This window comes from Vibrio sp. 10N.261.51.F12 (assembly GCF_041471725.1).
GTDB lineage: Bacteria > Pseudomonadota > Gammaproteobacteria > Enterobacterales > Vibrionaceae > Vibrio.
Genome location: NZ_JBFROV010000029.1, coordinates 1 through 2,532 on the forward strand (window position 1 = coordinate 1; position 2,532 = coordinate 2,532).

3 protein-coding genes are annotated in these 2,532 nt (G+C 40.6%); all 3 read right to left on the reverse strand.

The genetic code is table 11. The features are described 5' to 3' along the window. Positions 1-67: 67 nt before the first annotated feature. The 3 genes from AB4405_RS16295 to AB4405_RS16305 all read right to left on the reverse strand — a co-directional run bounded on the left by AB4405_RS16295 (position 68) and on the right by AB4405_RS16305 (position 1,664). Positions 68-655, reverse strand: coding sequence for a YhgN family NAAT transporter (locus AB4405_RS16295; RefSeq protein WP_102470761.1), 588 nt, complete (start codon positions 653-655; stop codon positions 68-70). 60 nt (positions 656-715) lie between these two features. Further along, the gene (locus AB4405_RS16300) at positions 716-952 is read right to left on the reverse strand and encodes a YecH family metal-binding protein (protein ID WP_102470762.1); all 237 of its coding nucleotides are present in this window, start codon (positions 950-952) and stop codon (positions 716-718) included. Positions 953-1,031: 79 nt separating this feature from the next. Next, the gene (locus tag AB4405_RS16305) at positions 1,032-1,664 is read right to left on the reverse strand and encodes a lysoplasmalogenase (RefSeq protein ID WP_102470763.1); all 633 of its coding nucleotides are present in this window, start codon (positions 1,662-1,664) and stop codon (positions 1,032-1,034) included. Between the last annotated feature and the right edge of the window lie 868 nt (positions 1,665-2,532).

Here is a 2,532-nt window from a genome sequence, read left to right on the forward strand (position 1 = left end):
TAACTGATCGGCATTACCGCTTATGCGGCTTTTTTTAACGCTGAGTTCAACTCATGCACTGACTCACTTAGTGCATCAAATAGCCCTTCACTCCATTCAAGAACATTTGTGTTGATATCATCACCAATAACAAACCCATCAATCGCTCAACAGCCTTAAGACCGCGTTCACCCAATAGTTTGTGGAAGAAGCTATAGAACATTAAAATAAAGAAAGTCGCCCCCCAAGCAAGCAACACCGCGACAGATAACTCTGCGAGATTATCGGGATGTTGCGTCGATAAGAGTAGAATCGTTGCGATCACTGACGGCCCAGCAATCATTGGAATTGCCATCGGAACAATGAAAGGCTCTTCACCCGCCGCCAACCCAGTCACGCTGCCGGCTTGTGGAAAAATCATCTTAATCGCAATGATGAAGAGGATAATTCCCCCAGAAATGCTTAATGTTTCAGGCTCAACATGAAGAAAGCTTAGGATACCTTTCCCAGCAAATAGGAATAACATCAAGATCGCAAGCGCAACACAAAGCTCTCGAATCAACACCATACGTCGACGCTTAGGGTCAAGGTGTTTGAGTATGGATAGTATGATAGGAAGGTTGCCAAGCGGGTCCATAATAAGAAACATCATGGTCGCTGCAGATAATATGTCCATGGATTAAAGCCTGCTTGCGGGAGAAATTCGCGTGAGTATAGCAGGCTTATTGATTATCGCTTAATGAGAACAAACTCGCTCAACATTGAGCTGCCACAGGCCTTGTTGTTCAATGATTTTTTGCTTCTCAATGAAGAAGCTTAGTAGTGTCTCTAAGTCAAAACCTTCTCGGCTACATGTTCGAAATTCAGCATTTTTACCAAATTGATCGTGAACTGCTGTGACCAAGTCATCACGAGTCATCGCTTTGTCACGGAGTAAATTAAGTACTTTATGAGCATGGATTGCTGTCGTCATTATGGTATTCCCATTGAAATTGTATGCCGGAATATTACCCGTAATCCCTAAAAGAGGAATGATCTACCGCAAGCCAAGCTCACAAAACACCCGGAACGATAGCAGAGGAGACAATCAACGCATGAGAAAGGTAATAGCTTCCAGAGATTCCATATCGGGCTCGACCACTTCGAAAGTGGTACTTGTCCAAGCCCCACATCATGGCAGACGCACTAAGACATAAACTACCTAAAAAGGCCTGCAGGGTACGCCAGTCAAGATGAAACAACCAGACTTCCCCTGCCGCGCACATTACATTAATTAAGGATACCCCCATCACTGCCACTGGTAGCAGAAAAGAGTCAAGGCGAGGAAGAAGGAGGAAAAAGGTAACAATAGCGATACACAATAATAGTGCTGGTAACCACAACACAAACTGGCTTTGTACCTGCCCCCAAAAGCCCACGCTATACACCACTTGCGCAACGATATAACCGATAAAGCTAACTTTATTGAATCGGGCTTGTTGTTGGCCAAGGTCGCTGATTAAAAAAATACCTAGCCCTAGAGCTAACCACCATTGGTATTCGTTGATACCGTCGGTGTTAAGCAGTAGCACTAGCAATAATCCATGAGTGACCGCACTAAAGATGACACTTCGAGTTTTGTCACCCTTTTCAGCAGCAAAAATAAATAGCAACGACGATAAACCTATCGCAAGCCAACTCCACATAATTACACCTAGTTCTTATTATCTAAACCAGTGTAAGAAGCTCGATTTTCATGTCCAGTAGTTAGACTGAAAAGTTGGACTTGTCTTAGATTAAATAAGTTCAACATTGACAGGCTTTGTTTTTCTTCAACGCATTCCAAGACGTGTCATTTAAACAAAAATAATTAGCAAACGTTTGCATCGAGAATTGGTTGCCAGTACTTTACGAGTATGAATAGCCAATCTTATTTATCACGCCAAATCCCCCAATAATAAAGCACTATCCTTAGAAAAATATAAAGCTAACCACATGTTAATTAATGCTTTTAAAGAAAAAATGTGCAGCAAATTCTGTTACGACCTAGCTTCGAATGTATCGCTTTAAAGCTATACATTCTGTTGTAAAATATCCATCGCATCAGACTGAAAAATCTCAATCGATAAGAATTTAGATAAAGTCGCCACCTTCAACCACAACAAACAAAGGCTACACCCATTACATAGACCAAAACCTCAAAACAACAAGGCCAATAATGAATCAGTTAAAAACCCCACAAAAATCACTTTAAAACAATAACTTAAAATGCAATTTCGAACAAAATACGCCAAAGAGCAAATAGTAATCTTGATAAAAACACTGTTTCTTTTGTCAAAACAACCACATTTAAGGAAGAAAACTGTCATAAACAACCGCTACGATAAGTTTGTATTGCAAAGACATCAAAAACCATGCTATTCTTATTAACGAACTAACAAATTAATAAAGGAGCAGTGTTATGATTTCATCTTCTCAAAAGCAAGGATTAGTAATGATCGCCGTCGTACTAGGTCTAATGACACTGCCGATGCTTTACTAGTTTTAACCATATTGACATAAAAAAAGGGACGC